10 protein-coding genes and 2 tRNA genes are annotated in these 12,347 nt (G+C 45.9%); 5 read left to right on the forward strand and 7 right to left on the reverse strand.

Annotated features, from left to right (window positions below; translation table 11 throughout):
* Window positions 1-78: 78 nt before the first annotated feature.
* The 3 genes from NNC77_RS05190 to rsfS all read right to left on the reverse strand — a co-directional run bounded on the left by NNC77_RS05190 (window position 79) and on the right by rsfS (window position 3,477).
* The gene (locus NNC77_RS05190; RefSeq protein ID WP_022121429.1) at window positions 79-945 is read right to left on the reverse strand and encodes a phosphatidate cytidylyltransferase; all 867 of its coding nucleotides are present in this window, start codon (window positions 943-945) and stop codon (window positions 79-81) included.
* 11 nt (window positions 946-956) lie between these two features.
* Window positions 957-3,047: an ATP-dependent zinc metalloprotease FtsH gene (gene ftsH, locus NNC77_RS05195; protein WP_118139817.1), complete on the reverse strand. Its 2,091-nt coding sequence runs from the start codon at window positions 3,045-3,047 to the stop codon at window positions 957-959.
* Window positions 3,048-3,117: 70 nt separating this feature from the next.
* Window positions 3,118-3,477: a ribosome silencing factor gene (gene rsfS, locus NNC77_RS05200; RefSeq protein ID WP_117586022.1), complete on the reverse strand. Its 360-nt coding sequence runs from the start codon at window positions 3,475-3,477 to the stop codon at window positions 3,118-3,120.
* A 212-nt stretch (window positions 3,478-3,689) separates the two neighbouring features.
* On the opposite strand from rsfS, the gene NNC77_RS05205 reads away from it, so the two are divergent.
* Both NNC77_RS05205 and NNC77_RS05210 read left to right on the forward strand, forming a co-directional pair.
* A tRNA-Gln gene (locus NNC77_RS05205) sits at window positions 3,690-3,760 on the forward strand.
* Window positions 3,761-3,785: 25 nt separating this feature from the next.
* Window positions 3,786-3,856: transfer RNA gene (locus tag NNC77_RS05210), tRNA-Gln, on the forward strand.
* Window positions 3,857-3,974: 118 nt separating this feature from the next.
* Here NNC77_RS05210 and NNC77_RS05215 read toward each other — a convergent pair.
* From NNC77_RS05215 to NNC77_RS05230, 4 genes are all read right to left on the reverse strand, one after another.
* The gene (locus NNC77_RS05215) at window positions 3,975-5,744 is read right to left on the reverse strand and encodes a DUF349 domain-containing protein (protein WP_254970110.1); all 1,770 of its coding nucleotides are present in this window, start codon (window positions 5,742-5,744) and stop codon (window positions 3,975-3,977) included.
* Between the two features lie 235 nt (window positions 5,745-5,979).
* Window positions 5,980-6,906, reverse strand: coding sequence for a magnesium transporter CorA family protein (locus tag NNC77_RS05220; RefSeq protein WP_022121433.1), 927 nt, complete (start codon window positions 6,904-6,906; stop codon window positions 5,980-5,982).
* A 318-nt stretch (window positions 6,907-7,224) separates the two neighbouring features.
* A complete protein-coding gene (locus NNC77_RS05225) occupies window positions 7,225-8,688 on the reverse strand; it encodes an aminoacyl-histidine dipeptidase (RefSeq protein ID WP_022121434.1) in 1,464 nt (487 codons plus the stop codon).
* Window positions 8,689-8,757: 69 nt separating this feature from the next.
* Complete coding sequence (locus NNC77_RS05230) at window positions 8,758-9,756, reverse strand: lysylphosphatidylglycerol synthase transmembrane domain-containing protein (RefSeq protein WP_118191425.1); 999 nt, start codon at window positions 9,754-9,756, stop codon at window positions 8,758-8,760.
* A 228-nt stretch (window positions 9,757-9,984) separates the two neighbouring features.
* Between NNC77_RS05230 and rsmA the strand changes: the two genes are divergently transcribed.
* The 3 genes from rsmA to rsgA are packed head-to-tail and all read left to right on the forward strand — an operon-like array spanning window position 9,985 to window position 12,334.
* The gene (gene rsmA, locus NNC77_RS05235) at window positions 9,985-10,794 is read left to right on the forward strand and encodes a 16S rRNA (adenine(1518)-N(6)/adenine(1519)-N(6))-dimethyltransferase RsmA (protein ID WP_022121436.1); all 810 of its coding nucleotides are present in this window, start codon (window positions 9,985-9,987) and stop codon (window positions 10,792-10,794) included.
* A 12-nt stretch (window positions 10,795-10,806) separates the two neighbouring features.
* The gene (frr, locus tag NNC77_RS05240) at window positions 10,807-11,367 is read left to right on the forward strand and encodes a ribosome recycling factor (RefSeq protein ID WP_254970108.1); all 561 of its coding nucleotides are present in this window, start codon (window positions 10,807-10,809) and stop codon (window positions 11,365-11,367) included.
* Between the two features lie 34 nt (window positions 11,368-11,401).
* Window positions 11,402-12,334: a ribosome small subunit-dependent GTPase A gene (gene rsgA / locus NNC77_RS05245; RefSeq protein WP_234563524.1), complete on the forward strand. Its 933-nt coding sequence runs from the start codon at window positions 11,402-11,404 to the stop codon at window positions 12,332-12,334.
* The last annotated feature ends 13 nt before the right edge of the window (window positions 12,335-12,347 follow it).

A 12,347-nucleotide genomic window follows, 5' to 3' on the forward strand; every position in this document is an offset into this window, starting at 1 on the left:
GGTTCTCTTTGAGGAATCCCTGCCTTTCTTTGTGCTTGGTCAAACTGCAGGTTTGGCCTTTATCTCATAAAAGATGTATTATCCAAACAACTGGATGGTGTATAGGTAGATTACTGCTGCCGGTATCGCCATGAGCGAAGAGTCGAAGCGGTCGAGCATGCCTCCATGTCCTGGCAGGATGTTGCCACTATCCTTTACTCCGAGGGTACGCTTGAAGAGGCTTTCTACCAGATCGCCCCATGTGCCGAAGAATACCACAACCAGACCTAAACCTTCCCAACCGAGAATGCTGAGACGGTGGGCTTCCCCATCGTTGGCAATATAGCCAATAATGCCTGCTGCTATCAGTACGAATATGCCTCCGCCTATGCTGCCTTCCCAACTCTTGGCTGGACTGATGCGAGGAAAGAGCTTATGCTTGCCGAAAAGCGAACCGCTGCAATAGGCACCGGTATCATTGGTCCAGAGGAAAATGAAAATACTCAAAGGCAGCAGCATGTCGTAATGTATCTGGCCATCGAAGGCTGATGTCTCGAAACTCAATACATTGATCATCGAGAAAGGCAAGGCGATGTACAACTGAGAGAGCATGGTGTAAGCCCAATCGTTGATGGCATCCTTATTGCCCGTATACAGTTCGCTGATGAAGAGATAGAGGATGGTGAGCAGATAAGGTACGAAAACCACGAAATTGCCCACAATGCCCATGCGGAAACCAGCCACGGCAAGGAAGAAGTAAACACCCGCCACGGTGCTGATGAAACGGTTTACCGTAACATTCTCCTTCTGGTTAACTAATCCGCAATACTCCCAGATGCTCAATCCTGTAATGAGGGCGAACAGGATAACCATTGCCCTGGGATTGAGAAAGCAAGATACCATGCACACCACGAAAAATACGCCTGTGATGGATCTTATCACTAGATTCTTCTGTTTGTCAGTCATATCGGTTTGTTTTATTCGTTCTTGTTTTCTTCCGAACCTTCATCCTTCTTGGAAGTCTCATCAGAATCTGCATTCTTCTTCTGGTTCTCTTCATGCTCCTTGATGGCAGCCTGAACTTCAGGAAGTTCCTTTACGGCGTCATCGTCTATCTTAGGCTGTTCGTCTTCCATGATTTCCTGCGAACGGCTCAACCAAGGGCGCTTGCCAAAGATATGTTCTACGTCTTCTGCCATAATCACCTCTTTCTTGATCAGGAGCTCTGCTAGGGCATTGTGGCCTTCCTTGTGCTCCATCAGAATGTTCTTGGCACGGGTATACTGTTCGTTGACAATCTTCAGAACTTCCTGGTCTATCTCGCGGGCTGTAGACTCAGAGTACGGACGCTGGAATGAATATTCGTTCCGGTTGTAAAAGCAGATGTTTGGCAACGTCTTGCTCATACCGAGATAAGCTACCATACCATAAGCACTCTTTGTGGCGCGCTCCAGGTCGTTCATGGCTCCTGACGAAATATGACCGGTGAAGAGTTCTTCTGCGGCACGTCCACCCATTAATGAACACATCTCGTCGAGCATCTGTTCCTTGGTGGTTATCTGGCGCTCTTCTGGCAGATACCATGCAGCACCGAGAGCCTGACCACGAGGTACGATGGTAACCTTGATGAGAGGGTTGGCATACTGGCAGAACCATGAGATGGTTGCGTGGCCTGCTTCGTGGAGAGCGATGCTACGCTTTTCGTCGGCAGTCATCACCTTAGTCTTCTTCTCAAGACCGCCTACAATACGGTCTACTGCATCGAGGAAATCCTGTTTGCAAACAGCCTTCTTGTCGTGGCGTGCAGCAATGAGGGCTGCCTCGTTACAAACGTTGGCAATATCTGCACCCGAGAAACCTGGAGTCTGGCGTGCCAGTAGATCAACATCTACTGTTTCGTCTATCTTGATAGGTTTGAGATGAACCAGGAAGATAGCCTTACGTTCGTTCAAACCAGGGAGATCTACATGAATTTCGCGGTCGAAACGTCCGGCACGGAGCAAGGCGCTGTCGAGCATGTCTACACGGTTGGTAGCTGCAAGGATGATGACACCACTGTTGGTGCCGAAACCATCCATCTCTGTAAGGAGAGCGTTCAAGGTGTTCTCGCGCTCATCATTACCACCCATGGCTGGGTTCTTGCTGCGGGCACGGCCTACAGCATCAATCTCATCGATAAAGATGATACAAGGTGATTTTTCTTTAGCCTGGCGGAATAGGTCGCGTACACGTGAGGCACCTACACCTACGAACATTTCAACGAAGTCGGAACCGCTCATGGAGAAGAAAGGTACGCCAGCCTCGCCGGCAACAGCCTTAGCCAAGAGGGTCTTACCAGTTCCCGGAGGGCCTACGAGGAGGGCTCCCTTTGGAATCTTACCACCCAAGTCGGTATATTTTTGTGGGTTTTTCAGGAAGTCTACAATTTCCTTCACTTCCTGCTTGGCACCTTCCTGTCCGGCCACATCTTTAAAGGTGATGCCGATGGCATTTCCCTTTTCGTACATCTTAGCTTTGCTTTTGCCCACGCTGAAGATGCCGCCGCCCATACCGCCGCTGCCCATACCGCCGCTGAATCTTCCAGACATCCAAAGGATGAAGAATACGAAGAAGAGCAGAGGTGCCAGATTGAAGAGCGTGCTTAAGAAGTCGTTATCCTTCTGGTTGTCGTAGCTGAAGGAGCGTATCTTCTTTTCCTTCAACATCTGGTTGGCATAGCGTTCCACTTCGTCAACCGAGCCGAACTGTACTTTTACGTATGGGTTAGGACCTACAGACTTTGCCGGCATATTGTATACATCGCGCGTATATTTCGGGTTGATGTATATTTTGAGGGTGCTTTCTGTTTTATTGGCCACAACACTGAGCACATAACCCTTGTCTACATACTGTTTAAACTGGGTGTATGTGGCTTCCTTGGCAGCGCTGCCTCCAATCGCATCGCCTCCTCCTGTAAAGAAGAGGATAATCATGGTGATGAGGCAGATGGTGAAAAGCCAGGTCATATTAAATCGTGGCATCTTTGGTCCGCCATTGCCACGAGGCTTCATATTATTGCTTTGTTCCATTTTATTTTATATGTATAACTTTTAGTCGAAAAACAATGTCTGATCCATCATGTAGGATGGGAGAGACTGACTAGTCGAGATTAGGTATATGGGTAAGCTTTGCATCCTCCCATAAATGTTCGAGGTCGTAATAAGCGCGTACTTCCGGAAGGAAGATGTGCACCAATACGTCAACAAAGTCCATTGCCACCCACTGGTCGTTGCCGAGACCTGCTACATTTACAGGTTTTTCTTTCAGATTCTTGCGCACGATGTCTCCCACAGAACCTGCGATAGCTTCAACCTGAGTAGGGCTTCCTCCCTGGCAGATGATGAAGTACTTGGCAATGCTTCCATCAATTTCTGTCAGGTCGGCGATAACAATGTCTTGACCTTTCTTTTCTTGTATACCTTCTTTAATAGTCTCTACGAGTTGTTTAACTGTGTTCATTTATCTTTTCTTTCTTACTTAATTTATATTCTCTATTTTTCTGCAAAGATACATTATTATAATGGAAAATCGACTTAAAAGGCAAAAAAAATGTGGAAAATTAAAGAAATTGCGCTTTTTTTAGAAAAAAGTGCCGAAAAATTTTGTAGGTTCAAAAAAAACTAGTACCTTTGCACTCGCAATTGAGAAATGAACATCTCGTTTGCTGATATTGGGATATGGTGTAATGGTAACACTACAGATTCTGGTCCTGTCATTCCTGGTTCGAGTCCGGGTATCCCAACAATCAAAAAGTTCTATTTTAAGTTTGGGATATGGTGTAATGGTAACACTACAGATTCTGGTCCTGTCATTCCTGGTTCGAGTCCGGGTATCCCAACTCATACGGTAAGGCATCTTTCAGTAATGAAAGGTGTTTTTTTTGTTTATAGGAATTCTGTTTTATGGAGTATTCATAACAATAAACCCCAGGGCTTTCGCCCTGGGGTTTATTGTATTTATTTCTTCTCGGCATCAATAGCCTTGATTTTCTGCTTTACCATTTCGAGGTCAGCCTTGAGTTTCTCAATCTTACGGTTCATTTCTTCTACCAGGCTGTTGCCCTTCTTGCTGGCCGTATTGAAGAAACCGAGGTTGTTCTCGTAGGTAGTAATCTCGCTGCGCAACTGGTCGTAGCGGCGCAAGAGTTTGCCACGCTCATTGCCGAGTGCATTGCCGCCTTCCTTGGCAACATTCTTCAAGTTGTTCTTGAAGTTGTCGAAGTGGCGCTTTGCGTTGGTGGCATGAAGTTTCTCGTAGGCTGCATCGATAGCCTCATGATACTCTTTATAGACCTTGTCTTTCTCTTTGAAAGGAACGTGTCCGATTGCACTGTATTGCTTGGCAAGATCTTTGAGCTTCTTTTGGAAATCGTTGTCTGAAATCTCTGCAACTACAAGTTCCTTGAGCTGGGCAATAATGTTGCGCTTCTTGTCCAGATTAGCATGTTCCTCGCTGCGTGAACCGGCATTCTGCTTGTTGCGGGCTTCAAAGAACTTGTTGCAGGTATCCAGAAATTCCTTCCAAAGCAATTCGCCTTGTTTATGAGGTACGGTACCCACCTTCTTCCATTCTTTCTGAAGAGCGATGAACTTGTCGCCAGTCTTCTTCCAGTCTGTACTGTCAGCCAGTTCCTTTGCCTTGTTTACGAGTTGCTGTTTCTTTTCGAGATTGGTAGAGTAGGTATCTTTCAGTCCTTTGAAGAATTCTGCCTTCTTGTTGAAGAATTCATCGTTGGCGATGCGGAAACGCTCAAAAATCTTGACGTTCATTTTCTGAGGGGCAAAACCGATAGTGCGCCACTCTTTCTGAATCTCTATGATTTCCTGGGTAACCTTCTCCCAGTCCTTGGCAGTCTTGTATTCTCCTTGGTTGGCAGCCTCTACCTTTTCGCAGAGGGTAGTTTTCTTGGCGAGGTTTTCCTCTTCCTTGGCACGCAGGTCTTCGAAGTGCTGCTGGTGCTTCTTGTTGATAACAGTGCTGGCAGCCTTGAAACGCTCCCAAATCTGTTCTCTCAACTCCTTGGCAACAGGACCAATCTCACGATATTGCTGGTGGAGGTCCTGAAGCTGGTGGAAGGCAGAAATAACATCCTCTTCCTCATTGAGTTTCTCTGCAGCCTCGCAGAGTTTGGTCTTGGCTTCAAGATTCTTCTTGAAGTCATATTCGCGGGCTTCGCTGTTCAACTTGAGCATGTCGTAGAACTGCTCTACATAGAGCTGGTAGTTCTTCCATACCTCGTTTGCCTTGTCTGCAGGGATGTTCTTGATTTCCTTCCATTCCTGCTGCAAGGCCTTGAAGTCCTGATATGATTTGTTGGCCTCCTCCGGTGAGGTGGTCATGGCCTTTATCTTTTCGATAATTTCCTCTTTTTTGCGGAGATTATCTTGTTTTTCTTCTTCTTGTGCTAGGAAGATCTTGGCTCTTTTCTCCTTGATGAGTTGCATCTCAGCCTTGAAGGCTTCTTCGGTGTCATCCGGTAGAAGGATATACTTCTCTGGGTCACCGCCTTTTGCGAGATACTCTTTCATCTGTGCGTCTCTTTCTGCGAGATGAATCTTGTAGAAAGTAGTCTTGAGTAGGTCGAGTTCCTCCTTGTTTGGATTTTCGCTGCTATGAGCGATTTCCTTTACTCTTTCGAGCACTTCCTGCTTGGTGGCATAAGCCTTCTTGGCAGGGTCTTCCAGGGTGCTCTGCTGCAACAGAGCTTTTTCTTGAGAGTCCATCATGTCACTTTGTTTAGTTTATGATTCGAGTTTCTTGGGCCGGTAGTCGCTTATCCGCAATTCGACCCCATACAAAATTATATTATTAATAAGTTGCAAACTTAAAAAAAAAAATCGAATATCTTGCCATGATATTCGATTTTTTAATTTTTTTTGTATTTATAATTGCCTTTTTCTTGCTAATCATCGTTTTATGTGCTCTTTCGGGCTATTTAATGCATATCAGAGTGGTATATGCTTAGAGCAGGCGTTTGTATCTGAGGAAGCCCCATGAAAGTGCAGAAACGAGCACGGAGATAACCAGGGCAATGGCAAATCCGTAATGGCTGTCTTCCATACCGTTGATTAAGTTCATACCGAACAATGAGGAAATCAGCGTAGGCAACATCATGACGATACTGATACTGGTCAAGGTACGCATCGTGGTATTCATGTTGTTGTTGATGATGCTCGAATAGGTATCCATCGTCGACTCCAGAATGTCGGAGTAGATGCTTGTGGTTTCGCGTGCCTGTGTCATCTCGATGTTTACGTCTTCGATGAGGTCGGCATCAAGTTCGTCCACCTGCAGCTTGAACTTCAACTTAGACAGGAGATTCTCGTTGCCTCGGATAGAGGTGATGAAGTATGTAAGGGAGTCCTGCAGGCGGCTCAGGCCAATCAGGCTCTCATTGTTTACACCATGATCGAGGTTTCGTTTTGCCTTTTCTATGAGCGAATTGATCTGTTTCAATCGCTTCAGATACCAAACCGCTGATGAAAGGAAGAGACGGAAGGTCATGTCTACATAGTCGGTGAACCCCTCGCTGCGCTTCTGCTGGTAGCTTACGAAATCAATCATCATGTTGGTTTCATAATAGCATACGGTGATGGTAACATCGCGCTTATGGATGATACCCAGAGGCACGGTGGTGTATGGGGTACGGCTGCGTATTTCCTTGACATAAGGGATACGGAGGATGATGAGCATCCAGCCATCGTCATATTCATAGCGGGCACGCTCATCGGTATCGCTGATATCCGAGAGGAAATAATCAGGGATCTTGAATTCTTCTTCCAGCAAGCGCTGGTCTTCATCAGTTGGACATGTTACTTGTATCCAGCAGTTTGGCTGCCACTCATTGAGTACAGTCAGATTCTTGTCTATATTCCAATAAGTCTTCATAGTTTGCTAATCTCCACATAATAAAAGTTTGGGGTATGGAGACTAGCGCTTGGGTACGGCCTACTGAAAGGCTTCATCGTTGCTGAATCTCCACGCCTTACAATTCATTATTGTTCTCCGCGTGATAATCGTCCATTTTGGTGTTATTTTAATGAAACTTATGCAAGTGAATTTGTATGATCTGCTACAGAGATTTTACAAGACTTGCGAAATCGACTGCAAAGGTAATGATTTCTTTTGAAAACTGGAACAAAAAAGCCGAGAATTTTCACTCTCGGCTTTCTTTTTTAATCTTTTTGTAATTTCGTTCCCCATTTTTTACTTTGCAGGAATCTCTGTCAGGAGCTGCTTGACGAGGTTCCAGAAAGGAGCTACGCAACTGATCTGGCAACGCTCATTGGCTGTGTGAGGACTAAGAAGAGTAGGACCGAATGATACGACATCGAGGTTAGGATACTTACTCAGGATGATAGAGCACTCCAGACCTGCGTGAACAGCCTGTACCTTACCGTCTGTGCCGTTCTGCTCTTTGTAAACCTTCAATACGTGTTCCAGAATGTCGCTCTTAGGGTTAGGGTTCCATCCCATATAGCTGCCGCTGAATTCAACCTTCATGCCTGCCATGTTGAAACAGCTTTCTATCATTGTGGCAAGATACATCTTGTAGTATTCGTGGCTGGAACGGGCCAGAATCTTGATAGCAGCCTTGCCGTCACCAATCTCAACGATTGCGAGGTTTGAAGAGGTCTCTACGATTTCAGGCATAGATGGAGCCATACGCAATACGCCATCGTGGCAAGCGTAGATTGCATCTACAAGATTATCCTGGATTTCGGCAGGAACCTGCATCTTAGGAGTCTCTACATTCTCAGCGAAGAACTCGATGTTCTCAGTTGTTTCAATGCCTTCGAACTCATCACAGATTTCGTCCTTCCAGTCTGCTACCAGGTCATTCAAAGCTTCAATGTTCTCCTTAGGCAGGGTCAGAACAACCTCAGCCTGGAATGGGATGGCATTGCGCATGTTGCCGCCCTGCCATGAAGCTAGACGGGCATCGAGTTCTGAAATAGCTTCACGCACGAAACGAACCATGCACTTGTTGGCATTCGCTCTGCCTTCGTTGATTTCGATACCGGAGTGACCGCCCTTCAATCCCTTGAGGGTTACCTTAACGGCAGCATCTTCCTTGTCGGTTTCTACCTCTTTATAGTCGAGAGTTGCTGTGATGTCGATACCGCCAGCGCTACCGATAACGAACTCACCCCAAACCTCGGTATCGAAGTTTAAGAGAATGTCGCCGTTCAGTTCGCCTGCTGGGAGATCGTTGGCACCATACATGCCTGTCTCTTCGTCGGCGGTAATCAAGCCCTCGATAGGACCATGCTGCAAATCTTTTGATTCCATTACAGCCATGATTGTAGCTACGCCAAGTCCGTCGTCGCTACCGAGTGTTGTATGATTAGCACGTACCCAGTCGCCATCGATGATGGTTTCGATAGGGTCTGTTTCGAAATTATGCTTGCTGTCTGGTGCTTTCTGAGGAACCATGTCCATGTGCGCCTGCATAATAACGCCTTTGCGGTTCTCCATACCTGGAGTAGCAGGTTTGCGCATCACGATGTTGCCTGCTGGGTCTTGGAAAGCCTCTACACCTGCTTCTTTTGCCCAATCGAGCAAATAAGCCTGAATCTTTTCCAAATGTCCTGATGGACGTGGAACTTGTGTTAACTTGTCAAAGTTGCGCCAGATTTCAACTGGGTTCAAATTCTTAATGTCAGCCATATTATTTTTATTTTAATGTTAAATGTTCAATGTTAAGTTGGACATACGCCCCTAAAGCAAGAGGATTCTTCACTCCTCACTCTTCACTTTCCCGGTAAACGCCAGTGCTATCCAGGCATAGATTCCCAAAAGGACTACAAGCAGGGTTTGCACGGAGTGTACGATGAGAACGAAGAAGAGGGCATCGTTTGCCTGAATGCCATAGAGTATGAGCATTGTCTTGACGGCAAAATGCCAAGGTCCGGCTCCGTTAGGAGTTGGTACGATGACCGCTATGCTGCCCACGATGAATGTTACCAGACCGCACATCAGATTGAGATGGGAGGTTGCCTCGAAGCATTGGAAGGTGAGATAGTAGTGGAAGAAATAGCTCAACCAGATGCCCAGTGTAAGGGCGATGTAGAGCGGTACATTTCTGACACCTTTCAGCGAGATGATACCTTGCCAGAGTCCTCCCAGTGTTGCTTTCACCTTATTATATATAGCGAGTCGCTTGAGCAGATAGTGAGCCAGGATGAGTACTGCTATGCCACAGATAGCGGTCACAATGTAACCTGTGGCTGTAAACTGGCAGAGTAAACTGTCCATGCTCGTACCTGTTTTCTCAAAGAAATTGAGGAATACCGGAATCTGCATTACAAAGACCAGCGCCGTAATCAGCAGCACGAGGAGTGAATCGATGGCTCGTTCTGTAACGACGGTACCCAAGGCTTTCGGAAACGAAACATCATCCCATTTCTTCAATACGCCGCATCTGGCAAACTCGCCCGCACGAGGAATTACAAGACTCAGAGCATAGGACAGGAAGATGGAGTAGATGCTGATACTGGAGCGTGCCTTCTCGCCTAATGGTTCCAGCGACTGTTTCCATCTCCATCCTCTGAACACCTGGGCAGAGATGCCAAAAGGGAACGACAGCAGCATCCAGGTCCAACTCATCTTGTGAAGCAGAACATCTTCTACTTGCTTGAAGTCGAATCCGCGATACATCCAATAAAGGATGGCGCCACCCAGAATGAGCGACAAAGCCACCTTCCATATGTTGTTTGCTATCTTCTTTATATCCATAATTAGATGCAAAGATAATACTTTTATTGACAATATCGTTCGAATCTGCATATTTTTAGCATAAATAAACGCTTGGGCGCCATTTATGGCTAAAAGTATAGCCTTTTTTTTAAGAAACAAGTGGCTCTTTCCCTTTTTTACCCAAAAAGATAAAAAAAATCGCATACTTCGTGTGGATTCTCAAAAAATAATCGTATTTTTGCAAAATATATAATATAAAGATAAGATATGAAAGCTGTAAAGCCTAAGAAGAATCTCGGTCAGCACTTCTTGACCGACCTCAATATAGCAAAGCGCATCGCCGATACGGTGGATGCCTGCCCGGATATACCTGTTCTCGAAATCGGACCAGGTATGGGCGTTCTTACCCAATATCTCGTAGAGAAACCAAGACCTGTCAAGGCGGTGGAAATCGACTCGGAGTCGGTGGCGTATCTTCATGAGAATTTCCCGACACTCAAGGATAATATTATTGGTGAAGACTTCCTGAGAATGGATTTGAACCAGATATTCGATGGAAAGCAGTTTGTACTGACAGGTAATTATCCATACGATATCTCATCGCAGATATTCTTCAAGATGCTCGATTACAAGGATCTCATTCCTTGCTGTACCGGAATGATTCAGCGCGAGGTGGCATTGCGTATGGCTTCAGAACCAGGCAACAAAGCCTATGGTATCCTCAGTGTGCTCATCCAGGCATGGTATGATGTGGAATATCTCTTTACGGTAGATGAGAATGTGTTCAACCCACCACCCAAGGTAAAGAGTGCGGTAATCCGTATGACTCGTAACAAGGTGACTGACCTTGGCTGTGATGAAAAACTGTTTAAGCGTCTGGTTAAGACAGTCTTCAACCAGCGTCGCAAGATGCTCCGTGTAAGCCTCAAGCAGATGTTCCCGGGTGTAACCCCACGCGAGGATTTCTACACCACCGACATCATGACCAAGCGCCCTGAGCAGCTCACTATCCAGCAGTTTGTAGAACTCACCAACTATGTGGGCGAAGAATTGAAAAGATTAGAATTAATAAAATAAAAACATATAATTATGATAGACGTTAAAGAAACTTTGAATTCTGCAGCAGAGCGTATGGAGATGGCAGCAATGTATCTCGTAGAGGAACTCTCTCATGTTCGTGCTGGTCGTGCTAATGTAGCTATCCTCGATGGTGTGCGTGTAAATAGTTATGGCAGTATGGTTCCTCTGAACCAGGTAGCTACAGTTACAACCCCTGATGCCCGTACTATCGCTATCCGCCCTTGGGACAAAAAGGCTATCAAGGATATCGAAAAGGCTATTATGGATAGTGGTGTAGGTATCACTCCTGAGAACAATGGCGAAATCGTACGTCTGGGTATTCCTCAGCCAACAGGTGAGCGCCGTAAGGAACTCGTAAAGCAGTGTAATAAGATTGCTGAGCGTGCTAAGATTGAGGTGCGCAACGTGCGCCAGGAAATCAAGGATAAGTTGAAGAAAGCTATCAAGGATGGACTTTCTGAAGACTTGGAGAAGGATGCTGAGAACGATTTGCAGAAACTCCACGACAAGTACATCAAGCAGCTCGAAAACCTGATGGACGAGAAGGAGAAGGAAATCATGACAGTCTAAATCATTCTGGACTTACATTATTTAATAAGTGATAATGAGAGGACTCGTTATTAAAAATACAGGCAGCTGGTACACCGTCAAGACAGACGATGGCCAGCTGATTGAAAGTAAAATCAAGGGCAATTTCAGATTGAAGGGCATCCGCAGCACCAATCCTGTGGCTGTAGGCGATTATGTGCAGCTTATTACCAATCAGGAGGGTACGGCATTTATCTCTTCTATCGAAGACCGCCAAAACTATATCATTCGTAAATCACCTAACCTCAGTAAGCAGAGTCACATTCTGGCTGCTAATGTAGACCAGGCGCTGCTTGTGGTAACGGTGAATTATCCGCAGACTTCTACTACCTTCATCGACCGATTCCTGGCTGGCGCTGAGGCCTATAGAGTGCCTGTTATCATCATCTTCAATAAAAGTGACATACTTTCAGAAGAAGAATTGCATTACGAGAAGATGATGTGTACGCTCTATGAGACCATCGGATATAAATGTCTCGAATTGTCGGCAGCTACAGGCGAAGGTGTTGAACTGTTGCGACCTCTTATCAAGGATAAGAAATCTTTGTTGAGCGGCAACAGCGGGGTAGGAAAGTCAACCCTCATCAACCAGCTCATTCCTGATGCAGAGCAGCGTACCGCAGAAATCAGCGAGGCGCATAATAGCGGAATGCATACCACAACCTTCAGTGAGATGCTGGAACTGCCGGAAGGTGGTTATCTCATTGATACTCCGGGCATCAAGGGCTTTGGTACCTTTGATATCGAAAAGGAAGAGCTGACCAGCTATTTTAAGGAAATCTTCAAGTTCTCTCAGGATTGTAAGTTCTCTGACTGTACCCATACCCACGAACCGGGGTGCGCGGTAATCAAGGCGGTTGAGGAACATTATATTGCAGCTAGCCGCTATCAGAGTTATCTCTCTATGTTGGAGGATAAGGACGAAAATAAATACAGAGAGGCTTTTTGATAGGGAAGAGTGA

It is taken from the genome of Segatella copri (genome assembly GCF_024330485.1).
Classification (GTDB): Bacteria; Bacteroidota; Bacteroidia; order Bacteroidales; family Bacteroidaceae; genus Prevotella; species Prevotella copri_L.